This window comes from Runella zeae DSM 19591, assembly GCF_000423565.1.
Taxonomy (GTDB): Bacteria; Bacteroidota; Bacteroidia; order Cytophagales; family Spirosomataceae; genus Runella; species Runella zeae.
In genome coordinates, this window is sequence record NZ_KE384046.1 from 8,387 (window position 1) to 30,561 (window position 22,175).

Here is a 22,175-nt window from a genome sequence, read left to right on the forward strand (position 1 = left end):
ACTGAGTACCGAAAGAAGCACAAGTGGAAAACTGAAGACAACGTAAAAACACTTGCCGTAGACGGGCGCAGGAAAGAGAATAAGACGAAGATTGAGTGTTTGACTTGGAACTATTGAAAAAGCGAAAGCCTCCCAATCGGAGGCTTTTGCTTAAATCTTTCCTCAATTATTTGCCCCAATAAAAGCAGAAAATTGAGAGGGTTGAATACGCAAAGTATCAGGATAAGTAGAGGTACTCCCTTTTCGAGTTCGAATAAAAGTCATCATAAATTCCCCTTCTATATAGCCTGTACTTTTATCAAGCTTTGTTACCCTAAAATATTGCTTTTCACTGGGTAACACAGTATACTGGTCTTTACCTGCATCAAATTCATGTGTAAAAAATATAGCTTGTGGAATCGTGTCAGGACGACAGGCGGGTCTATATCCTTCTTCAAATACATACTCACCTACTTTTAGAGGAATTGCCCCAAAAGTTATACTCTCAAAAGGATACTTTTTATAATCTTCAAAGTCATAATAACGATGCATAGCCAACGTAAAGAAATCTTTATAGAGAGGATCTAAACGTTCAGCCCAGCAAGAACCACACGAAGTTCGAGTGGCAACAGCGACACCATTGGGCAAGACTTTATTCCAAGGTTCGCCATTCATTACTATTTGAGCAGAATTGCGAGGGGAGGGAAGCGGTTCTTCTTTGGTGTCTTTACGGCATCCCAACACCAAAATAACACATACCCATCCTAACACAAATGTTGGGGTTATCTGTAACCTTTTCATTTTTCTATGATTAGTTTCTCAGTTTTTACAAAAGCACCATCCAATTCCATTTTACATAAGTAAACCCCTGTCGGTTCTGTGGTACAATCATGCGTTAAGTAATAAACTCCACTCGAATATTTTTTATTACTCAACGTGCGGATGATTTTACCTTGAAGACTCATTAGGTCTATTTTTACGTTTCCTTCTCTCTGAACTTTAAAACCAAGTTGAGATTGATTCTTGACTGAGTACCGAAAGAAGCACAAGTGGAAAACTGAAGACAACGTAAAAACACTTGCCGTAGACGGGCGCAGGAAAGAGAATAAGACGAAGATTGAATGTTTGACTTGGGACTATTGAAAAAGCAAAAGCCTCCGATTGGGAGGCTTTCGCTTTTTAAGGAATTTGATTCTGCCGTTGAAAAATAGAAGGTGTGGAGTACTTAACTCTACCTTCAAAGCATAACCTTCCCCAAACTGAAGGTGGAGGGACTTGTTGTTCAGCGGCAAAGGAAGTTATATCTACATCTGTAAAATTCGACTTACCAAATGTAAATTCTTTCCAATCAGTTTTAGAAATCATGGAGTTACGGGCAAAATCATTAGCTTCCTCTTCAGTTTGAGAAATATCCATTTTAGAATCTTCTAAACTATCTACAAATGAGATTTCTTTATTGTTTTTTAGGTGCAAAAAAATATGCGCTACTTCATGATATACTGTAAAAATGAGGTTATCGTAGCGATGATGCCTTAACGTTAGTGCTAGAATTGGACTAGACTCATACCAAAAAGCGGCTCCGTCTAATGGCACATGGTCTGGCTTTTCGCAAATAACTAGCTTAATGCCATATTTAGACATTAATTTATGTAGATTCTCCAGCACATTTTGTTTAAGAAACAATTTTTTTAGCTCTTTTAAAAGAAGCTCTTGAGATGAAAAGTCGAACTCTTCAACTTTAACATTTGTGGATAAAAACTTCACATATCTGATCCACGAATTGACATACGAAGTATATTCCAGTAATTTACTTGATTTCTTAAAATGTACTCCTCCCAAGGATTTACTTGAAAGTTCCTTTTGTAATTCTATGGGGGAATGAAAACCTAGCACCTTCAGTATGGTAGGTACATCTTCTTTTAGCTCCCCAGATAGTACTTGTCGCTTTCGAAAATATGATACAGGTATTAGTGGCTTGATCAGTTTCCAATTATTAATTGCTTCGACTTTCTCTTGTACATTTTTCTCAATTTTGGCTATATCTAAGTTGTACTGGGCCTGTAAATTGTTCCAAAATTCTGGATCCATATTTAGTACTGCTCCCAATAGAATAGCAAAATCAGGCGTAATTGAGCGTTTCCCCTTTAATATTTCATTTAACTGGGATGCTTGGATTCCTGTTTCAGCGGCAATTTCATTTTGTTTTATCCCTTTTTGTAAAAGAGCCTCCTTCAAATGAAGCCCAGGGTGAATTGCTTGATTTGGAACGAGTGAGGTGTTTGAATGCATAAATAGCAGGTTTTAAAATTTGTTATCCACTTAGGCCATAGATAATAATAGTTATCCCACCGTCTTCATTTGCTTGACAAGTAAACTCAAGACAGTAGGTATCGTCAACTTTCACAGAATATAAAGAACATTCATGATCAAGTATCCTCCCTTCTATATACGGAATTTTGAGGAATTCGGTTGGGGTCATACATGCCCTTAGAGCACTAATTATAAAAATAAATCGCTTCCTAAAGCGCGTTGAACACTTAAAGCGCTTAGATGAGGTGCTATTATGATCGTAAAGACCTTCTAATTTTTTCTCGGTAAAATATATGATATTCAACTATTTAGGCTCAAAGTTAACTACAATTTAACGAATAACCATGCTTTGGTGAAGATTTTTTTTAAAAATATTCACCAAATTGTAAATTTTTTATCATACATTTGTTCATCCAAAACAGAAAGGAGGAAGAGCAATGTAGGAAAATGTTAGTTAATAGTACAAACAAAAAATATATGTAGTTGCTCCAACAACTATATATAAACAATTCACAAAAAGTAAAATTATTTTTTAGTATTAATAATCACAAAACAATGGAAAATTTCCAACAAAAGCAAGACCACGAGGGAGCCTCTGTGGTTGCACCTGAAGCAGTAGTAATCGATCTTGAACAATTTGCCCGTGACGGAAAAACGCTTCCGACTTATGATCCAGGTATTGTTATTCACTACCGATTTCGAGTTGACAAGTCAATATTTGAAAGGAAGAAGCCTTTAATTACAGGCCGTGAGTTGTTAGCCTTAGTAGGACTCTCTCCCGACAAGTATAAGCTGTTCCTTTTGGGAACTGGAAAGCAAAAAGCAATTGCTCCGGATGAAAGTATCGACCTGCGTATTCCTGGACTGGAGCGCTTTAAATCAGTTGCTAAAGAGGCAACGGAGGGCAACAATCCACAAGTTCAGCAACGTATTCAATTTGACTTGTTACCAGACGATTTGAAATTTTTAAAAAATGAGGGCCTCCGATGGGAGGCTCTTATGGTTGGAAATGTAGGATGGATATTGGTTTACGATTTCCCGATTCCTGATGGATACAATACAAAAAAAACATGCCTTGCATTAATGCTTCCGGCGTCTTACCCTTCAACGGAAATCGATATGATGTACTTTTACCCTGAATTAAGCCGGTCAGATGGCAGGGGGATTCGTGCGTTAGCGAGTCATAATGTTGATGGTAAAAATTTTCAACGATGGTCACGCCATCGCCCTCCCGGTATGTGGCGGCCGAGTATTGATAATCTGGAGACTCATGTTTTGGCAATTACAGAATGGCTAAATCAAGAACTACAAAAATAATTGGCCATGAAAATTAAACTAAGAATAGGGGGGCTTCATTACGAAGCCCTCTATCATCACTTACTTTCAGGAGACGGTAAGGAATCCATTGCTTTTGCCTTATGCGGACGCTACTTTGATGAGGAACAGGAAATTTTTCTCGTTCACAAACTTGAATTATTTCCAAACGAACAATGTATTGCACGCTATCCAGATAAAGTAATCTGGTCTCCAGTCGAGATTGTTGATTTATTTGAAGAATGTAAAAATGAAGGGCTGTATCTACTAAAAATTCACTGTCATCCAGGTGGTGGAGCCGAATTTTCGGAGTATGACAATGAGTCAGATTGGCAACTTTCTGAAACAGTGACGGGCTGGCTTGATAATGATATTCCAATAATTAGTGCCATAATGCTTCCAGAAGGCGACATTATAGCCCGATTGGTACTACCTAGTTGTGAATTCCTTACAGTCGACTCTGTAATGGTAGCGGGCGATGAAATAAAGTTTTTTTCCCCTTCAAACTACATTACTTCCATTGACCTTGATGATATACAACTAAGAACACGTCAGTTGTTTGGAGAAGGGACAGTGAATATTCTACGTAAATTACGTATTGGAGTGATAGGATGTTCGGGAACAGGAAGTATTGTAGTGGAATTGCTAAGTAGACTCGGGGTAGGATGTTTGGTCTTAATTGATCCCGACAGAGTAGAGTTTAAGAATTTGAATAGGATTCCAAATACTACATATGAGGATGCTGAAAAAGGCAGATACAAAGTCGATGTACTAAAAAGTGCAATCGAAAAACAAGGGACTGGGATAACCGTGAAGGCCGTTCCATTAGGGCTACACAGCTATGAAGCTTATCAAGAAGCCGCAGGTTGTGATATTGTTTTTGGCTGTATGGATTCTGTTGATGGAAGGCATCTACTAAATCGAATCGCTACATTCTTTATCCTGCCTTACTTTGATATTGGTATCCGATTAGATGCCGACGGAAAGGGGGGGATCGATGAAGTGCTGGGGCGTGTTGATTATATACAACCAGGCAGGTCGTCATTATTTTCAAGAGAGCGATATAGTTTAGAAAGACTTCGAGCAGCTGATTTAGCGCGTACTGATCCTAAGGAGTACGATAGACAAGTAAAGGAAAGCTACATCAGAGCTGCGAAGGTTGACAGCCCAGCAGTTATTAGCGTTAATACATATTTTTCCGCTCAGGCAGTTAACGAATTATTAGCTCGATTACATCCTTTTAGAACTGAGCCCAATAAACAATTCGCTGAAATAACTTTTAGTATCGCGGGATTCTTTCTGGAGAATCAATCTGAGGGAGAACCTGACTTAGCTTTGGCAAAACACATTGGAAGAGGGACTGTTTCGCCGCTTTTGTTGTCACCTATGTTAATTGTTAAACCACACTCGTCATGAAAATCGTCGAATTATGGTATAAGTTACTGGTATGGTTGGGCATACGGAAACCACTCTATCAATACCTTTATGTTCAGGATTTTCCAGATGTATGGAAAGAAAAGACGGTTTACCTACTTGGTAAGCCGAACAATGAGTGGTTGGCAGGCCTTCTATGTCCATGTGGATGTAAGAAAAAAATTGAATTGATACTTCTACCAGAAGAAAGGCCATGTTGGCATTTGACAATTCATAAAAAAGGAACTTTAAGCTTGAAACCTTCTGTTTGGCTTACTAAAGGCTGTAAAAGCCACTTCTTTTTGACAAAAGGAGATATAAAATGGTGTGATTGATTTTGATTGTTGCGGGAAATTTTTTTGCCGCAACAATTATAAATAGTAAACAACTATAGCAGAAAATATGAAATATAAAACTCAGACATTATACAATTGGCAAGAATTTGAGGCCTTTTTTTCGGAACCAGGTCAGCACTTCTATAGAGGACATGCCGATGAAACATGGAAACTTTCACCGACCCTTTGCCGTAATGAAACTGATTTAAGTAAGGTTCTCAAAAAAGAAAAAACTCTTTTAACCTCATTTAAAGAGGAAGTTGATAGTGCTGGCTTAAATTCTCATTTTAATTTTCGTCCGGGATTAGGCTGTGAAGAGAAAGACTGGCATTGGCTCTTTCAATGCCAACATATTGGATTACCGACCAGGCTTTTAGATTGGACGAATGATTTTAAGACTGCTTTATTTTTTGCAGTTGAAGGAGATAAAGATGCACCTCAGCATGATGATAAAGATGGTGCTTTTTGGGTACAGTATGTAGATTGGGATTTAACTTTAAAGGATGATACATTTTACCACATTCCATTGGAAAGATTCAATGAAAGTGGTTATGCCAATCCCCCTATGCATTGGAACAATCAAATCTCATTCGAGAGTGCAAGTGGTTATCAAAATCGCTTTGCTCAAAAAGGCAAATTTTTTGTATTTGGCAATGATAAACTTTTAACGCCATTGGAAGATTTGGAGGAATTTATTGTTAACGAAAATGACCCGAAGAATCCATATTTGACAAAAGTGATAATTCCCCAATTGCTAAAGGCGGAATTTAGAGAACGTTTACATCAAATGGGTTACAATAAATCTAGTGTTTATAGAGGAGATCAGCCTGAAGTCAGCGCAGTGGCTACTGGTGTAAGAAAAAAGTGCTCATAATCATGGTAAGCTAAAGTTTATAATAAAATGACCAAATTTTATGAATTTTAGCCATTTCATTATAAACTAATGAGCTAAATAAAACTTTTCGACCACGAGTGAAGGGGCTATTTGATTCCTTCCATAGTTGTTGGATTTTATTGTGGTAAAAAATTACGATTAGTAAGCTGTCGATGGATTTGCCCAAGCACCATGTTGAGGTGAGCGGGTATGGGTGTATTGGTCATTTCCGTCACTAAGATTCGAGCTATGCTCAGGAGGATGATAACTGACTTTGGGAGGGCGGGCGAACCTTGTTCTATGCGGAAGCTACGTGCCATGAATTTAGTACAGAGCCACTCTGACAATATAAGATGAGAGGTGGGAGCTGCTCCCTGAAGCTCATATACATCAGCCAAGATTTTGAGCAGGTAATCACGTAACAAATGGGCTTCTCTGCGATAGAGCTTGATGCTGATAGGATTTAGTGACGTATTGCGAGGAAGCTCATTCACTCCTCACCTCCTTTCGATACAGAAAATTCAAAAGTGTTAAAGTTATTTTGGCGTTCGGCTAAAGCTCCCATTACGTAAAAAATAGAAGTTAATGTCATTGCTCGCCCCAAACTATGATTTGGGGCAAAACGGTGCTGCGTCTCCGACGCAAGTAGACAATTAAGGATAGTTAGAATCTCTTTTTAGCACACAAAACAGCTTAGGATTTTTTCCGTCTAAGTCAGTTTTGTAAAGTTGCCACGTATTGGGATTGACTTCTTCTAAATGAAATTGATTGGAGGGGTTGACCAATTCTTTTTTTACCCAACGCGGGAAAGCATTGGCAGCACGGGCGTTTTCCCAAGTGCGGATAGCTTTGAAAATAGCGTATTTCTGCGGGCAACTTTCCACGTCTTTTTGGTTGAGTTGTAAACTATAAGTGCTACCTATACCTACCGAAATAGCCTGAATGTGTTCGTACTGAGGTACTGTCGAAGAGGCTTTGATTGGGAAGTTGCTTCCCATACCCACAGGAAAAAAGTTAGAATAAGTAACATCCCTAAGGTCTTTCCCTTGGCTAGTGGTACTTCCCCATTCTCTGGTTTCGACATCGTATAGGTTTTTGCCCCCGCCCACATTCCAAATACTCTGATAATGCCACGAACCCTCCGAAAGGGTAGAACCCGTAAAACGAATATAAGGCACGCCGAGGGTTTTGGCTCGCTCAAACATTTGACGAAAAAAACGCTTCACCGAATAATACCCGTGACCACTGTTAAACAAAAACTCTTGTCCGTCGAAATCATAATAAGCCAAACCGTTGAGGTGGCATACATCGGCGTAGTACTGAGCAATTTTGTCCTGCAATTGAATATTGGGAATCAAGCCATCATAGCCATAGTTGATGGTGACTTGGAGCTTATAAATCGTATCGCCTGCCAAATGACTAGCGGCAGTGGTATTCCAGTAACCACGTTTTACGTTGAGCAATCGATAGGGGGCTGTTTTAGAAACACCCAGATAATGAATCAGTTCTTTTCCGATTTTTATCATATTGAGATTGGTACAATGCCCTTCCCAGCTTGCGATTTCTTCCAAATATTGTGGGTCGTTGACCTGAATGATAGTGTCGTTGGGGGCGAGATTGTTTGTCAACAATCTTTTTTGCTGATAACATAGGCTATCGCTAGGCAGTGGACTGGCATCTTTGGTGCCAGGAGCCAACGAGGTAGTAATGGGCGTTCGGCCAATGATAAGGCCGTAGCGGGCGGCCAACTCAGAAAATTCTTTGTGAGATTTGTTGCCAGCCGTCATTTTGAGGGGCTTTTTCTCAAAGTTTTTTCCGTCAATGTAGCCCCCGTTTGAGCGGTCGGGCCTGATAAAACCTTGGTCATACAAACTGATGGTTTTGAAACCCAGCTGATGCGTATAAGGTACAATACTATCGTATAGCCCGCCGCTTGTGAGGGCATCGGGTATAAAAGCGGCGGGGTCTTTGACCCATTTACCATTGAAAGTAGGATAAGGTAGTCCTTCTGCCAGCACAATATTTTGAATCACATCCAGAAGAGCGGTACTATCGGGGCTTCCCCAGAGTGCCACCGACGAACCAACGTAATCAATCCCCGGCAAGGGCTGTACTTCTTGATGATTGGGGCTATTGACGGCCATATGAGGAATCAATGAAAAATATACCTCTCTTTTGGGCGCCCGGTCTCTGGACGAATAAGCAATCGAAACCCGACCTTGGTCATCTACAAAAGCGGCATTACCATACAAAATTCGATAATATGGCTCTTTGTGGGCATAAAAAGCGACATCATTGATACCGTCGCCCCCGATAGGAAACACTTGTCCTTCGCGCAGATGCGCCGGAAGGGGAAAGCGCTGTTTGTCGGGACTGTGAATAATATACTGAAAAGGTGCGGCATCGGCCACGGTTTCAGAGGTGCCTCCTAGGGTATTGTCATTGAGAGCAAGCATTCCGATAGCATAGTTGACGGTCTCGCTCGTGTCGCGTGCTACGCCGATGATTTCACCAAAAAGGTTAGTGATATTGGTATGATAGCTTCCCCATTGAATCGCATCAATACCATTGCGCGGGCTTAATGATACCAATGTCAACTTCAAATATTTGGGTTGGGGTACCAACGAAACCGTCGCTACCGAACCGTTGGAGTAGTTTAGCGTAAAAGTTTTTTTGAGCTTGTTGTATGTAGCTTTTTGGGGTTGATAATATTGATTTTTTTTGCTGTCATAAAGAGAAAGGAGAGGGGAAGGCTTGGTAGCAGGGCTAAATTCACGATGCGGCTTCACCGTAATGTTTTTCATGCTCGTAATCCAGCCTTTGGAATTGACATGAATCTTGAAATAATGACTACTAAAGTCATTCTGAGTGTAAACGGTGATGGACAATAGCAAGTAAAATCCTAGAAAAAAGGCAAAGCGTAAAGGCATAGCTAAATGTGTAAATTGCGGCGGAGAATTGATTGAAAATGAGGTGACTGGGCTCTTTATGATTTTACTTGCACTTTGAATTTTAACCTCATCCCTAACCCTTCCGCTCAGGCGGCCCTGTCCTGGAAGGAGAAGGGAATTCAAAGCCCTCTCCAGAAAGGCCGCGACAGCGTACCGTGAGGGTGGGGTGAGATTGAATTTTGCAAGTAAAATCATAAAGTACCGTTGACTGTGATGATTTTTGTTCAAAAACAATATTTACAAATTTTAATAATTAAAAATCCACTATTCAATCAGCAGTGCTTCGTCGGCATTGACTGACAGTGTAATGTTTCCAGCTTTTACGGATAGCGTTTTAGTAGATTTCAGACCTTCAATCGTGATGCTAGAAACTTTGACTTGGCGTTTTTGACGAAGCGAAAGAGGCAGTTTCCAACTACGATTTTGATAGCCTTTTTTACTATAAGCAATGACCGACGGGGTTTTACGCCAGAGTGCAGGTACAAATACATCTTCATTTTCGGTCAAAATCATCTCTTGGTTTTTTACCGTAAATAGGTTATTGGTACGACTACTCACGGTTTGGTTTGAAAAATGCACTGATTTTTCTTGTTGGGTCGAGACTACATATTTGCGCTCAAGTCGGTTGAGATAATACCAAATAAGGGTCTTGTTACAAAACTGCTGCATAAAACCCGTAAGCTGTTCAGGCGATTTTTTTATGACATCTTCTCCGTGCATACTTGTTCCGAAAAGGCGTCCCCATTGGTCGTTGTCTTGGCCACCACAATAATAACTAGCGGGCCATTTGAGGTATTTGTCTAAACCGCTAAACCACCAAGCCATAGGCTGATAGCCTTCAAAAGTAGAAGCCCTCAAAAAATCTACCCCTTCGCAAGTGACATCGACGCCCTTCGAGGCCCAATATTGATAAATTTTGCGCTGTGCATTGGCTTCGTCGGCTATGGTATTGCGCAAATAAGGGCTCGTAGGGGTGGGAGAAAAATCAAGGGTGGTTTTTCCGTCTACGGTTTTCGGGACTGGTGGCCACGTATGAAAAGCATCAATGTGCACCGTTTTGGCATTGCTTAATGGAAGGAGTTGGCAAAGTTGGTCGATGCGCTTTTGGGCAAAACCTGTTTCCCATTCGCGCGCATAGCTAATCGGATAGCCCCACTCGCAGGCCCTTAGCGAGCCGTCGGCATTGCGGGCGATGATATTGTTTTGAACGTAGGTTTCCCATAAAGGACTGTCTTCATAGGCGTCAAACATATTGATGTGTACGCTCACGGTAGTGTGGTATTTCTGGGCTTCTTTCATGAGCCAAATCATGCTTTCCAAACCTGTTTTGTCTTCGGGGCGTTTGAGGCGTTCGTTTACTTCAGACCAAGCGGGATATTTAGAGTCATGACCGTTGTATTGCCAGCCTACGAGATAGATGATTTTGGGAATACCTAGGGTGAGATTATCTATTTTTTTGATGATTTCCAATGCTTGTGCAAAGTTGACAAAGACTTCGCTTTGGCCGTTGTCTTTGCGTTTCAACTTCCCGTCAAACAAAGCCTGCGCCATAAACAACTTCATCGTCAATGTTTGATGATAGGCGTGTTGGGGCTTGATAATAGGAGTTAAGTAGGCAGGATAGCGAATCTGAATCGTGTCGGGCGACTGAGCACCGAGAAAAGTTGCGGATAAAATAATGACTACGAATGAAAAAAGAACCGTATTTGAACAAAAACGGAGAAGGTAATTGGGCATGATAAAAAGGGTTAGGAGTATAATGTGGAATTTGGGTTTGTAAAAAAAGTAGAAAATAAAATCAACTAAAAATTTGCTTTCTCTTATTTTGATTCTACATTTGTAGAATCAAATCTAAAAATGTAGAAGATGCAGCTTTCAAAAACGGAAGAACAAGTCATGGAGTTGATTTGGCAACAAGACGGTATATTTATGAAAGACCTTTTAGAGGCTCATCCCGACCCCAAACCTGCCCCTACCACCTTGGCAACTTTGCTCAAGCGCATGCAAGAAAAAGGGTTTGTGGGCTACCAAATTTTCGGCAATTCTCGTCAATACCACGCCTTGGTTTCAAAAGAAGATTATTTTTCAAAACACATGCGGGGAATCATCAAAAACTTCTTTGGAAACTCGGTAGCGCAATTTGCATCGTTTTTTACCAATGCTACCGATTTGACCGCCGACGAACTAGAAGAACTGAAAGGAATCATTGAAGAACAAATCAAAAATAAACAGTCATGATACTTTACGTTTTCAAATTTGCGGCTTGCTCGGCCTTGCTGCTACTGCTGTATGGGGTGGTGTTGGAAAAAGAAAAAATGCTGAAATTCAATCGGTTTTATCTGATTTTTAGCCTTGTGTTTTCTGCCTTAGTACCACTTTTTTCTTTTGAACTAACAATGAGTGATGCGGAGCGAATCGCGACGGTGATTGAGCGAACACAAAACGTTTATCCTGTACGTGAAGAAATTGCTGCGCCTGTTGCAGCAACTATAACGGCTCAGGAAAAGATAGAAATCAACCACCTCATTTGGGGTATCTATGGCTTGGTTTCGTTGGGATTGCTGTTTCGTTTTAGCAAAAATATAGGCTTACTCTGGCATCAGATTAGGTCTAATAATAAGGTCAAAAAAGAACAACTACACTTTGTGCTAGTGCCGCAGCTTACTGTTACGTATAGTTTTGGACGGTATGTGTTTGTGAATCAAGACGATTTTGAAAAGAATAAAATCGAGCCAGAGATTTTGCTGCATGAGCAGGCTCATATACAGCAGCGACATTCATGGGATGTGGTGTTTATGGAAGTGTTTTTGGTGGTAGCATGGTGGAATCCTGTTTTGTGGATATATCGAAAAGCAATGAGGCTCAATCATGAATTTTTGGCGGATGATTGGGTCATTCATCAAATCCAAAGTGTAAGCAGCTATCAGTATTTATTGTTAAATAAAGTATGTCAAAGTAATGGCATCGTACTGACGAGTTCATTCAATTATCTTATCACCAAAAAACGTTTGAAAATGATGCACAAAATCACTTCTTTACCAAAAAAATATGCACTCCAAGGTGCAGTAGCCTTACTTTGCACGTCGTTGATAGCAGTATTTGGCGAAGTGAGTTTTGCGCAACAAACGCCCCCTAACACCCTAAAATCTCCCAAATCAGCAGCAAGTGCTACCGAAGAAGGAGTGTCGGCTGAGTTGATAAAAGAGTATCAGCAGCTGATGAATAAGCATATTAAAAAAGGAATAGGTAAAGACGGTAGAGAATGGAGCACAATTCACCAACCCACTGAGACAGACCGCGCTCGGATGGAGGTGATATTCAGAGCTATGAGCAAGGAGCAGCAGTTGGAGCAAGAATTGGCGATGAATCCTCCTTTAAAGCCTTTTCCACGGATTACACCTACAGAAAAAGAATTTGAATCGTACAAAAATCCTCAAGTATATGGCGTGTGGATTGACAATAAGAAAGTACCTAATTCGGCCTTGAACAACTATAAAGCCTCGGATTTTTCGCAGGTATTTATCAGTAAACTTTACAAAAATGCCCAAGCTACGATTGGCTATAAATACAAGTATCAACTTGACTTGATGACCACGGCTCATTATGAAAAGCACCGTGCTGAATGGTTAGCCGACAAACGTTATCGTCTTGGACCTAATTTTGAGAAATTTAGAAAAGAAAATGAAGCGAAGAAAAAATAATAATAGATAAGTAAATATCGTGAACACAAAAAATCCTCTACACAAGTAAGAGGATTTTTGTGTTAAAACAGGTATTTCCGTAACTTTAAAAACTACTATTAGCAGCTGTTATGGAAGGAATACCTAAAAAGTCAGATTTTGAATGGGCGCTGTTTTTTTCAATTTGGGGCTTTGTACTCATCGCTCTTCCTGCACTTTATATGAGCATCACAAGTGCCCGTGACAAGAAACAAATTATTGAAAATCAAACATTTGCAGTAGCCACGATAGATGCTATTGAAGAAAAACGCCTTTCTCGTACCTACACTCCTTATTTGAGGTTTCATTATCATTATGCCTACAAAAATCAGCTTATCAAAGACCATGTCGATTATAAATATCAACGCTACTTTGTCGATTTTACTAAAAACAAATGGAGATTGGTAGAGCACAAACAATTTCCCGTCATTCTTTCTTCAAAAGACGTTTCTACCCATAAAATTTTGATTTTTTGGTCAGATTTCTCCAAATATCGTCTCCCTTTTCCAGATTCGTTGAAATGGAGCGAAAAAGTTTTTTATAATAAATGACTTCTCTGTATCTATCTGTATTGTTTCTGGCTTTATTATTTTTGCCGAAAACATACAAATGAATGAAACGAGGACGGAAAAGTAAAGGTAGTACCTTTGGGCAAACGTGGTGGGGACAGCAGTGGATAAAAATATTGGAAGGGCTTGATGAAAGTGGCAGACTAGCTAGGGGGCGTACCTACGCCAACAATGGCTCCGTGCAAAGTATTGCATTTGAGACAAATAAGATTGCCGCACGGGTGAAAGGAACGTCGCCTAGGCCCTACAAGATTTCGTTTAAAATTGACCCGCTTTCGCCTTCGGACAAAGCTCGGCTTTTGAGTTTAATCGCCGATAATCCCCTGTACCTGACGCAGTTGTTGAATCGCCAACTTCCGTCAGAACTTTACAACGATTGCCTCCAGCAAGGTATTTCATTGTTTCCCCGTTCGTGGGAGGCATTTCATTCCGACTGTTCGTGTCCCGACTGGGGCGACCCTTGCAAACACCGCGCGGCAGTATTATATCTGGTTGCCAACGAAATTGATAAAAACCCGTTTTTAATTTTTGAACTGCGTGATTTCGATTTGTTCAAAAACCTCGAAACGTTGGGCTTTGCTTCCTCTGACCAAAAAGACGTAGAAATGCTCGACGTAGCCGATATTCGTCAGCCATTTGAGGGCTCAGAAGAAACCGTTTTTCAGCCCGATGAAGCTCTCTATACAGCGCTGGATTTTTCGACGCTTCCCGATATTTCTGATAATTTGCTGTCGCTATTGAGTGATAATCCGTTGTTTTACAGAACGGGAAATTTTAAGCAGATTTTACAAAAATTTTACGTTAATACTGCCAAAAAAGCGCGTGAACTTGCCGTTTCTGAAGAACCCCAAGAGCAAGAATATGACAAAGATATTGATGCTGTAGAAAGTGCCGAAATCATCATGGACGAAGCTCTGGGCTTTTTACAGGCCAATTTTAGAGATACCCGCGAGCGGATTGTGTTTCAATTCAACGAACTCCCCAAGTTTATTGATTGGATTCATCATTTGCCCTCGTCGCAGTTGCCCCAGCTTTCTCCCACGCTCAAAGGCCTTTATTTTCTCAATCGTTTAGCCTTAAAGCTAATGGAGCGAGGGGCTATTATTCCGCAATTGTTGCGCGCAAAACTTAAACATGAATACCATTTGGTTCGGTGGATTCCAGCGGTATTGAATGAGCAAGTCGCCACTTTATCCACGCAGTTGCGGGCGGTATTGCCTCCCGAAATCCTGTATTACAAAATCGGTAAGCGCGATATTTATGTGCCAAACGATAATGACTTTGTAAATGCCATGTGTTCGCTCATTTTGACCGAACGTGTACGCCAATTTAATGATGAGTACAACTACAAAGCCACCGAAACCGACGAAATGTTTTTTAGGAGCGCAATGATTTCTTTTTCCCGATTTGAAGCCCGCGAAATCCCTAATAACATCCAGTTATGGCTGAATAAGTTTTTTATTGCCCAGCGTGATTACGTGCCGTTGGTGCAAGTGGAAGAAGTGGAAGACGGATTTAAAGTCAATATGTTTGTCGAACATAAAAAGTCCGAACTCGGTATTCCGATTCCGCTCCAAACTTTCATGGAAGAGCGTAACTACGCGCCAGTGCGGATAGGAGTCATGCGCGATTTGTCGATGATGGCGGAGCATTTTCCACAACTCAATCGCCTGATTTCCAGCAAAGGAGCAGAGACATTGCAGTTCGATTCCGAGGTATTTGCCGATATTCTTCTAAAGATTTTGCCAACGATTCAACTGTTTGGCATCAAAATTCAGTTGCCAAAATCGCTCCAAAAATTGCTTCGTCCGCAGCTTACCATGACACTCGACAGCGAGGAAGATGGCAAAGTTGCGGCTTCGTCGATTATCAGTTTGGAAAATATGCTCAAGTTTCGCTGGGAAGTAGCCGTGGGCGACGAACACATTGATACCCAAAGCTTTGTACGGATGATTGAGAACTACCGAGGTTTGGTAAAAATCAAAGACCAATACGCGTATTTTGACGAAAAAGAAATCAAAACCTTACTCGAAAAGCTCAAAAATCCGCCTTCGCTGGATAGCAATGAATTACTCCAAACGGCCCTTACTGAAGAATTCAACGGTACGGGCGTGACCCTCACCAAGTCGGCGCAAAAGTGGATGAAATCGTTGTTGAAAAACGAAACCGTTGCACTCCCCGAGCGCCTTTCTGCCAACTTACGCCCCTATCAACAGCGTGGCTACGAATGGCTTTACAAAAATGCTCGTTTGGGAATGGGTAGCCTGATTGCCGACGACATGGGATTGGGAAAAACCCTGCAAGTCATTACTACCCTCCTGAAAATGAAGCAAGAAGGGGCTTTCAATAAATTGAAAGGGCTGGTCGTAGTGCCCACGACGTTGCTCACCAACTGGTCGAAGGAAATCAGCAAATTTGCTCCCGAACTTCGTCTGCACCTGTATCATGGTTCGGGGCGTAGCTTGGCACCTCTCAAGGAAGCTGATATTTTGCTCACCACCTACGGCGTGGTCCGCAGTGAGGAAGAGGGTTTGAGCAAGCTAAAGTGGGCAGTGATAGTCATTGACGAGGCACAAAACATTAAAAATCCCAATACGGCCCAAACCAAAGCCGTTAAAAAGATGAAGTCGGGCATCAAAATCGCCATGAGTGGTACGCCCGTCGAAAACCGCATGGCCGAATACTGGTCTATTTTTGATTTTGCTAACAAAGGCTATCTTGGTAATCTGAAAAAATTTGTGAGTGATTACGCCATTCCGATTGAGATTGACCGCGACCAACACGCTTTGGACAAGTTTAAGCGGGTGACTGAGCCGTTTATTTTAAGACGGGTAAAAACGGACAAAAAAATCATCCAAGATTTGCCCGACAAAATTGAAATCGACCAAACTTGTACGCTCACGGGCGAGCAAGCGGCCTTGTATCAAAGTGTAGTGGACCAAGCACTACGCGGGATTGAAGGTCAAAAAGATGGATTCAAACGCAGTGGGTTGATTTTTAAAATGATGACCGCCCTCAAACAAATTTGTAACCACCCCACGCACTACCTCAAAAAAGGCGGCGCTCAACCTGAAGCATCAGGCAAGACGCAATTGCTGTTGGATTTGATTCGTCAAATTCTCGAAAATGGCGAAAAAACGCTCATTTTCACCCAATACGAAGAAATGGGGACGCTGTTACAAACGATGTTTCAGGAGCAAATGCAGTTGGAAGTGCCGTTCCTTCACGGAGGTATCAGCCGTAAAAACCGCGACGAAATGGTAGAGGATTTTCAGCACAATCGTTCGACGCGTATCCTGATTTTGTCGCTCAAAGCGGGAGGAACAGGGCTAAACTTAACGGCTGCCAACAACGTGATTCACTACGATTTGTGGTGGAACCCCGCCGTGGAAGCCCAAGCTACCGACCGCGCTTTTCGGATTGGCCAAACCAAAAATGTGTTGGTTCACAGATTTATCACGCAGGGCAGTTTTGAAGAAAAAATCAACAAACTCATCCAAAACAAACGTGAACTCGCCAACCTCACCGTCACGGATGGCGAAACGTGGCTAGGAGATTTGTCTAACAGTGATTTACGGGAATTGGTGAGACTGGGGTAAAACTGCAACCGATTGGAATGAAATAAATTGCATCTTTGTTTAGAAATCGAGTTCAGGCATTTTAATAACTACCACTATGACAGTAGTATTGGACAAAAGTATCGTGAAACAAGCCCTTCGTGAGTTGATTCAAGAAGAACCCGCATTATTTAAAAAAATGCTAATAGAAACATTTATTGAAGAAGTAAAATCTTCACAAGATGCTGATTTTGAGGCATTAATTCGCAAAAATTTTGCCCGTTACGAAGAGACGTTTAAGGCACTTGCGTAATGATTTATCTTACAAAACAACAGATTATTCGGTTAAATATAGCGACAATTGAAGCACACGGGGGAAATTTTATGCCTCCCAACAACTTTTTGCACGAAGAAAATTTAGATTATTTGTTGGAGGCTGTTCAAGCAGAAATGTTTGGAGAACCACTATATCTGATAAAGCTGCCTTGTATTGCTACAACATTATCTGCAACCATATTTTTAGCGATGGCAATAAACGAACAGGATTAGCATCTTCTTTGATTTTCATGAATCTTAATCACTACGAATTAAGACTTGAAGTCACGAACACAATTTTGACAGATTTTATCCTAAAAGTGGCTTCTGGTCAGTCAAATCTGGAAGAATGTAAAGAATGGTTTAAGGAAAACTCCGTACAAGTTTAACCCTAAAAAACGTTGGCAAGGTCCAAAACCTTGCCAACGTTGAGTTTTTGATATTTTCGTTACAAAACTACGTTTACAATCCGTTTCGGAACCACTACTACCTTTTTAGGGGGTTTGCCCTCCAACCATTTTTGAACGGTTTCGTTGCTTAATACGCCTTGTTCAATGTCTTCTTTTGACATATCGACAGGGAAAGCGAGGTTGGCGCGCACTTTACCATTGATTTGAATAGGATACTCAAACGAGCTTTCTACCAAATACTTAGGCTCAAATACTGGGAACGGAGCCGTCGTAAGTGTACCCGCTTCGTTGCCCAAAGCCACCCAAAGTTCTTCGGTAATGTGCGGTGCGTACGGCGACAACAATATCACCATTTCTTTCAAAATCGCTTTTTTGTGGCACTTCAAATCGCTCAATTCGTTGACCCCAATCATGAAGGTCGAAACAACTGTGTTGAAGGAATAACGCTCAATGTCTTCCTCCACGCGCTTGATGGTACGGTGCAATACCTTCAATTCGTCGGCCGTCGGCTCGGCATCTACTAATTTCGATTTGCCCGTTTGGTCCTCAAAAAACAACCGCCAAAACTTACGCAAAAAGTTAGACGTTCCGCTGATACCGTTGGTGTTCCAAGGTTTAGCATCGGTCAATGGCCCCAAAAACATTTCGTACATCCGCAACGTATCAGCACCGTATTTATCAACGATAGTATCAGGGTTTACGACGTTGTACTTCGATTTTGACATTTTTTCGACTTCCCAACCGCAGATGTATTTGCCATCTTCCAAGATAAATTCAGCATTGGCAAAGTCTTCACGCCAATTTTTGAAAGCTTCAGTATCCAACACGTCATTTTCTACCATGTTTACATCAACGTGTAATTTGGTCGTCTCGTACTGGTCTTTCAAGCCATAACTTACAAAAACAGGTTTTGCGTTATCACTTGATTTTAAGCGATATACAAAATTACTTCGTCCCTGAATCATGCCCTGATTCACCAACTTAGCGGCAAACTCTTCGTGCGGAACTAAGCCCAAGTCTTTCAAGAATTTATTCCAAAAACGACTGTACAACAAGTGTCCCGTAGCGTGTTCTGAACCACCCAAGTAGAAGTCGATGCGCTGCCAGTAGTCGATGGCTTCTTTAGAAGCAAATGCCTCGTTGTTTTGAGGATCCATGTAGCGGTACCAATACCACGACGAGCCCGCCCAACCTGGCATCGTGCTCAACTCGTAATCGTACTCTCCTTTGTATTTCCAACCTTCGGCGCGACCTAATGGCGGTTCACCCGTTTCGGTGGGAAGGTATTTGTCAATTTTAGGTAATTCTAATGGTAAATCAGCCTCATCAATCAAGTACGGCACACCGTCTTTGAAATACGCAGGCACAGGCTCTCCCCAATAACGTTGACGGCTAAACACCGCATTACGCAAACGATACTGCACTTTTCCTTTACCCAATTTACGTTCTTCCAACCACTTGATAAGTGTGTCAGTAGCTTCTTGGTACGTCATTCCATTAATAATACCCGAATTGATATAGTGCCCTTCTTTGGTATTATCGGCCTGTTGGTCAGTGTCTTTTTGTGTATCTAAAATCGGGATAATGGGTAAACCGAAATGCGTCGCAAAGTTCCAATCGCGCTGATCGCCCGAAGGAACCCCCATAACGGCACCCGTACCGTAACCCGCCAATACGTAATCGGCCAAATAGATAGGTACTTTTTCTCCGTTGAATGGATTGATGCAATAGCTTCCCGTAAATACCCCAGAGACTTTTTTCTCGGCCATACGATCCACCTCGCTGCGGCTCGCTGCCCACTTAATATAAGCTTCTACATCCGCCTTTTGGTCAGTAGTGGTAAGTTCAGCAGCCCACTCGTGCTCAGGGGCTAACACCATGAAACTCACCCCGTAGATAGTATCAACGCGGGTGGTAAATACTTCGATAACCCCCACCTTGCCTCCCCCTACAGGAGAGGGATTTAGGGTAGTGTCAATGGCAAACTTTACAGAAGCCCCTTGTGAGCGACCAATCCAGTTGCGTTGTTGTTCTTTCAGAGGCTCTGGCCAGTCAATCGTATCTAGACCATTGATCAAACGGTCGGCATACGCAGTAATCCGCATCGACCATTGTTTCATCAACTTACGCTCCACTGGAAAGCCACCCCGCTCCGATACGCCGTCTTTCACTTCGTCGTTTGAAAGTACAGTACCTAATCCTGGGCACCAGTTGACGTACGATTCTTCGGGGAACGTGAAGCGGTATTTCAACAACACCAATTGTTGTTCTTTTTCGCTCATCGCATTCCACTCGTCTGCGCTAAACTCTGTCACGTCTTCGTCACAAACGGCATTCACCGCTGCCGAACCACCTTGTGCAAATTGCTTTACCAAATGACTGATTGGCAATGCCTTATCAGCCGTACGGTCGTAGTAGTGGTTAAACAACTGCATGAAAATCCACTGCGTCCACTTATAGTAATTGGGGTCGGATGTACGAATCTCGCGGCTCCAATCGTAGCTAAAACCAATGTTTTTTAGCTGAGAAATGAATGTATTGATATTTTGCTCGGTCGTAATGGCTGGGTGTTGACCCGTTTGAATCGCATACTGCTCGGCAGGCAATCCAAAACTATCAAAGCCCATTGGGTGCAAGACATTGAACCCTTTGAGTCTTTTGTAACGCGAAATAATGTCAGAAGCAATGTAACCCAGCGGGTGTCCTACGTGCAGCCCTGCCCCCGAAGGATACGGAAACATGTCGAGGACATAGTACTTAGGCTTACTTTGGTCGATTTCGGTCTTGAAGGTTTGGTTTTCCTCCCAAAACTTCTGCCATTTTTTTTCAATTTCGCGGTGATTGTATTCCATAAACCCTCTAATCCCCAATGGGGAAATAGTTATTGTTTTACAAATGAAAAATTAGGCCGCAAAATTACAGGTTTTTGATGACTTTTGGGGTTTGAGACTGAAATTGTTATTTTTGGTAAAAAAACGCAATTAGAATTATGGTTGCCTTGAATGAATATGTATTGAAGTTGCCTGACGAAATTCGTTGGGATGATGCCGCGTTTTTGGCCTTTTGCCGCATGAACGACGAACTCAATATCGAAAGAGACGCCCAAGGAAACATTATTGTTATGTCACCTACCAATACGTTATCAGGATTTTACGAGAATAAATTGCTTATTCTTTTGGGAAATTGGGCCATTCAGTCCAATTTAGGATACACCTTTAGCTCCTCCGCAGGCTTTACATTCAAAGACGGCTCGATGCGCGCGCCAGATGCGTCATTTATCCTCAAAGAACGGTTCGACGCCTTACCCGATAGTGAAAAAAATCAGTTTGCACACATTGCTCCTGATTTTGTGGCGGAGCTGCGTTCCAAAACAGATAGCCTTAAAAAACTACAGCTTAAAATGGAATCGTACATTGAGAATGGTGTTCGATTGGGCTGGCTTATCGACCTTGCGGGCAAAGAAGTATGGGTATATCGCCAAAATGGGACGATTTCACGCGTAGCTTTTACTGCTCCAAAAATCTCTGGTGAGGATGTATTATTGGATTTTGAGTTAGATTTGAGCGTTTTTGAGTAATTTTTTTGAAATTTTTGACCAAAAACATTGTTAGTTTTCGACAGAACATTTTATAAAAGGAACAAAATAGTTAATTAATGATCATCGGAATTATACCTGCACGTTATGGTTCGACGCGCTACCCAGGAAAACCCCTCATTGATATTCAGGGGAAAACCATGATTCAACGGGTATATGAGCAAGCCGCTAAAGCTAAATGCCTTTCAGAGGTTGTTGTTGCCACCGACGACCTACGTATTCTCGAACATGTTGAATCGTTTGGCGGTAAAGCCATTATGACTCATCCCGACCATCCTAGCGGAACCGATAGATGTTGGGAAGCAATTCAAGCGGTATCGACTCACGGAAAAGAAGGGCTGTATGTCATTAATATTCAAGGCGATGAGCCTTTTGTCGCACCTGAGCAAATTGATGAATTGGGGGCCGTGCTTGATGGCAATGTAGAATTGGCCTCGCAGATGATTCCAGTGAGCGACCACGAGTTGCTGTTTGATATGGGCGAAGCAAAGGTGATTGTAAATCAAGATTTGGAAGCTATCTATTTTAGCCGTCAGGTGATACCATTTTTGAAAGGCATTGACCCACAAGAATGGCACAAACATCATACCTACTATCGTCAGGTGGGAATGTATGCCTATCGGGCGGATATTTTAGAAAAAATCACTCAATTGCCTGTTTCGGATTTAGAAAAAGCTGAATCGTTGGAGCAATTGCGGTGGCTACAAAACGGTTACAAAATAAAAATGGTGCTTACTTCTTACGAAAGTCATTGCATTGATACGCCCGAAGACGTAGAAAAAGTGCTGCGAATGATGCATCTTTAAGCCTGTTTTATTATAAGTACAATCGCTG

20 protein-coding genes are annotated in these 22,175 nt (G+C 41.6%); 13 read left to right on the plus strand and 7 right to left on the minus strand.

Annotated features, from left to right (window positions below; translation table 11 throughout):
* Positions 1 to 162 precede the first annotated feature (162 nt).
* The 3 genes from G563_RS0131610 to G563_RS0131620 all read right to left on the minus strand — a co-directional run bounded on the left by G563_RS0131610 (position 163) and on the right by G563_RS0131620 (position 2,268).
* On the minus strand, positions 163 to 780 hold the full coding sequence (locus G563_RS0131610) for a hypothetical protein (protein WP_028668863.1): 618 nt from the start codon (positions 778 to 780) through the stop codon (positions 163 to 165).
* Positions 777 to 1,046: a T9SS type A sorting domain-containing protein gene (locus G563_RS39325; RefSeq protein WP_510186890.1), complete on the minus strand. Its 270-nt coding sequence runs from the start codon at positions 1,044 to 1,046 to the stop codon at positions 777 to 779. The genes G563_RS0131610 and G563_RS39325 overlap by 4 nt, the downstream gene beginning before the upstream one ends.
* A gap of 112 nt (positions 1,047 to 1,158) precedes the next feature.
* Entirely contained in the window at positions 1,159 to 2,268 is a 1,110-nt protein-coding gene (locus G563_RS0131620) for a HigA family addiction module antitoxin (RefSeq protein WP_028668865.1), read from the minus strand.
* Positions 2,269 to 2,844: 576 nt separating this feature from the next.
* Between G563_RS0131620 and G563_RS37410 the strand changes: the two genes are divergently transcribed.
* The 4 genes from G563_RS37410 to G563_RS0131645 all read left to right on the plus strand — a co-directional run bounded on the left by G563_RS37410 (position 2,845) and on the right by G563_RS0131645 (position 6,225).
* Positions 2,845 to 3,606: a multiubiquitin domain-containing protein gene (locus G563_RS37410; protein WP_051211332.1), complete on the plus strand. Its 762-nt coding sequence runs from the start codon at positions 2,845 to 2,847 to the stop codon at positions 3,604 to 3,606.
* 6 nt (positions 3,607 to 3,612) lie between these two features.
* Positions 3,613 to 5,019 (plus strand): ThiF family adenylyltransferase, encoded by a 1,407-nt coding sequence (locus G563_RS0131635; protein WP_028668867.1) that lies wholly within the window; start codon positions 3,613 to 3,615, stop codon positions 5,017 to 5,019.
* Positions 5,016 to 5,351: a ubiquitination-like system serine protease family protein gene (locus tag G563_RS0131640; protein ID WP_028668868.1), complete on the plus strand. Its 336-nt coding sequence runs from the start codon at positions 5,016 to 5,018 to the stop codon at positions 5,349 to 5,351. Before G563_RS0131635 ends, G563_RS0131640 begins: the two co-directional genes overlap by 4 nt.
* A gap of 67 nt (positions 5,352 to 5,418) precedes the next feature.
* Positions 5,419 to 6,225: an FRG domain-containing protein gene (locus G563_RS0131645; protein ID WP_028668869.1), complete on the plus strand. Its 807-nt coding sequence runs from the start codon at positions 5,419 to 5,421 to the stop codon at positions 6,223 to 6,225.
* A gap of 137 nt (positions 6,226 to 6,362) precedes the next feature.
* On the opposite strand, the gene G563_RS0131650 is transcribed toward G563_RS0131645, so the two are convergent.
* The 3 genes from G563_RS0131650 to G563_RS36415 form a co-directional block, all read right to left on the minus strand.
* The gene (locus G563_RS0131650) at positions 6,363 to 6,719 is read right to left on the minus strand and encodes a hypothetical protein (RefSeq protein WP_028668870.1); all 357 of its coding nucleotides are present in this window, start codon (positions 6,717 to 6,719) and stop codon (positions 6,363 to 6,365) included.
* 159 nt (positions 6,720 to 6,878) lie between these two features.
* The gene (locus tag G563_RS0131660) at positions 6,879 to 9,155 is read right to left on the minus strand and encodes a hypothetical protein (RefSeq protein WP_028668871.1); all 2,277 of its coding nucleotides are present in this window, start codon (positions 9,153 to 9,155) and stop codon (positions 6,879 to 6,881) included.
* A 285-nt stretch (positions 9,156 to 9,440) separates the two neighbouring features.
* Positions 9,441 to 10,913 carry an endo-alpha-N-acetylgalactosaminidase family protein gene (locus G563_RS36415; protein ID WP_051211333.1) on the minus strand — a complete coding sequence of 491 codons (1,473 nt, stop codon included), beginning with the start codon at positions 10,911 to 10,913 and terminating at the stop codon, positions 9,441 to 9,443.
* A gap of 129 nt (positions 10,914 to 11,042) precedes the next feature.
* Between G563_RS36415 and G563_RS0131670 the strand changes: the two genes are divergently transcribed.
* The 7 genes from G563_RS0131670 to G563_RS39275 all read left to right on the plus strand — a co-directional run bounded on the left by G563_RS0131670 (position 11,043) and on the right by G563_RS39275 (position 17,725).
* Positions 11,043 to 11,414 (plus strand): BlaI/MecI/CopY family transcriptional regulator, encoded by a 372-nt coding sequence (locus tag G563_RS0131670; protein ID WP_028668872.1) that lies wholly within the window; start codon positions 11,043 to 11,045, stop codon positions 11,412 to 11,414.
* Positions 11,411 to 12,877 carry a M56 family metallopeptidase gene (locus G563_RS37415; protein WP_051211334.1) on the plus strand — a complete coding sequence of 489 codons (1,467 nt, stop codon included), beginning with the start codon at positions 11,411 to 11,413 and terminating at the stop codon, positions 12,875 to 12,877. Before G563_RS0131670 ends, G563_RS37415 begins: the two co-directional genes overlap by 4 nt.
* A gap of 110 nt (positions 12,878 to 12,987) precedes the next feature.
* Entirely contained in the window at positions 12,988 to 13,446 is a 459-nt protein-coding gene (locus G563_RS0131680; protein ID WP_028668873.1) for a hypothetical protein, read from the plus strand.
* A 62-nt stretch (positions 13,447 to 13,508) separates the two neighbouring features.
* Entirely contained in the window at positions 13,509 to 17,063 is a 3,555-nt protein-coding gene (locus tag G563_RS0131685; protein WP_028668874.1) for a DEAD/DEAH box helicase, read from the plus strand.
* A gap of 76 nt (positions 17,064 to 17,139) precedes the next feature.
* Positions 17,140 to 17,334, plus strand: a complete 195-nt coding sequence (locus G563_RS0131690) for a hypothetical protein (RefSeq protein WP_028668875.1) — start codon at positions 17,140 to 17,142, stop codon at positions 17,332 to 17,334.
* On the plus strand, positions 17,334 to 17,570 hold the full coding sequence (locus G563_RS36425) for a hypothetical protein (RefSeq protein ID WP_037328755.1): 237 nt from the start codon (positions 17,334 to 17,336) through the stop codon (positions 17,568 to 17,570). The genes G563_RS0131690 and G563_RS36425 overlap by 1 nt, the downstream gene beginning before the upstream one ends.
* Entirely contained in the window at positions 17,507 to 17,725 is a 219-nt protein-coding gene (locus G563_RS39275; protein ID WP_169579827.1) for a type II toxin-antitoxin system death-on-curing family toxin, read from the plus strand. Before G563_RS36425 ends, G563_RS39275 begins: the two co-directional genes overlap by 64 nt.
* A 59-nt stretch (positions 17,726 to 17,784) precedes the next feature.
* On the opposite strand, the gene leuS is transcribed toward G563_RS39275, so the two are convergent.
* A complete protein-coding gene (gene leuS, locus G563_RS0131700) occupies positions 17,785 to 20,598 on the minus strand; it encodes a leucine--tRNA ligase (RefSeq protein ID WP_028668876.1) in 2,814 nt (937 codons plus the stop codon).
* Between the two features lie 137 nt (positions 20,599 to 20,735).
* On the opposite strand from leuS, the gene G563_RS0131705 reads away from it, so the two are divergent.
* Both G563_RS0131705 and kdsB read left to right on the plus strand, forming a co-directional pair.
* Positions 20,736 to 21,323, plus strand: coding sequence for a Uma2 family endonuclease (locus G563_RS0131705; protein WP_028668877.1), 588 nt, complete (start codon positions 20,736 to 20,738; stop codon positions 21,321 to 21,323).
* 77 nt (positions 21,324 to 21,400) lie between these two features.
* A complete protein-coding gene (gene kdsB, locus G563_RS0131710) occupies positions 21,401 to 22,147 on the plus strand; it encodes a 3-deoxy-manno-octulosonate cytidylyltransferase (RefSeq protein WP_028668878.1) in 747 nt (248 codons plus the stop codon).
* Positions 22,148 to 22,175 lie beyond the last annotated feature (28 nt).